Raw genomic sequence first — 1,112 nt, 5'->3', positions numbered from 1 at the left:
CCGATTCCGATCTCCAGCACACGCCCATGCAGCCCGGAGATGGCGCGGCGCCGGTAGGGAAGAAGTTGATCCTGGCCCATCGCCAGATGCGTCAGCCGAGGGAGGATATGTTTCTCGTACAGTCGCATCTGTTCACCCGATCCGCGCAAGGACAGGGAAGGTGTCCAGCAGCCAGTAGGCCAGTGCGCTCAACCGCCCGGTCATCATCGCCAGGCCCATCAGGATCATGACGCCGCCCGCAGCCTGATGCAGGCGGCGACCCCAACGACCGATGCCGCGCAGCCTGCCGGCAATACTGTCGGTGAACCCCGCGACGACCAGAAACGGGATCCCAAGGCCGGCCGAGTAGACGGCAAGCAATGCGACGCCCTCGCCAATCGTCGCGCTTGTCGCGCTGGCGGTTAGGATGGCACCGAGGATCGGCCCGATGCACGGTGTCCAGCCGAAACCGAAGGCGAGTCCGAGCACGTAGGAGGCGACCGGTTGCCCGCCCGGCAGGTCGAGATGGAAACGCAGGTCGCGCTCCATGGCCGACAGGCGCGCTGCCCCGATCATGAACAGACCGAACAGGATCACGATCGCGCCGCCGACGAGGTTGAGTTCGTAGCGCCACTGCAGCAGCGTCTGACCGAGCGCGGTGGCAGAGGCCCCAAGCGCGATGAATATCGTGGAGAAGCCAAGGACGAAACAGAAGCTGAGCCAGACGGCCCGCCCCTTCGAAGGCGCTGCACTGCCGGTGACCGTACGTCCGGCAACGTAGGATACGTAGCCGGGCACGAGCGGCAGCACGCAGGGCGACAGAAAGGAAACGGCACCGGCCAGCAATGCCGCCATTAGTCCAAGAACGGAAAGTTCAATCAAATCCACATCTCCAAACTGATCGGTAGACCGCCACCACGTGTGCGCACGGAGCGGAACGGCTGGCGCGGTCGTCGTGCTTTTCCATGTCCTATTGCTTACGTTCGTCAATAAGAGCGCTTATCTGCGCAACGGCTTCGGGGCTGTTCCATTCGGCCGGGCCTGCGAGGCGCCCCCGCTCGCGCCCAATGCGGTCGATCAGAATCGTTGTCGGCAGACCCACCACGGCCAAGGCCAGCATCGCGCGCGTATCC

At 64.3% G+C, this 1,112-nt stretch carries 1 protein-coding gene; it reads right to left on the bottom strand.

All coding sequences use genetic code 11. From position 1 onward, the window contains the following. Positions 1-132: 132 nt before the first annotated feature. A complete protein-coding gene (locus A3764_RS18055) occupies positions 133-834 on the bottom strand; it encodes a cytochrome c biogenesis CcdA family protein (RefSeq protein WP_348348220.1) in 702 nt (233 codons plus the stop codon). Positions 835-1,112 lie beyond the last annotated feature (278 nt).

Origin of the sequence: Sulfitobacter sp. HI0129, assembly GCF_001635395.1 — a bacterium.
In the GTDB taxonomy this organism is placed as follows: domain Bacteria; phylum Pseudomonadota; class Alphaproteobacteria; order Rhodobacterales; family Rhodobacteraceae; genus Sulfitobacter.
The sequence above is the reverse complement of the archived record's forward strand: the minus strand, read 5'-3'. Positions and strand labels throughout refer to the sequence as shown.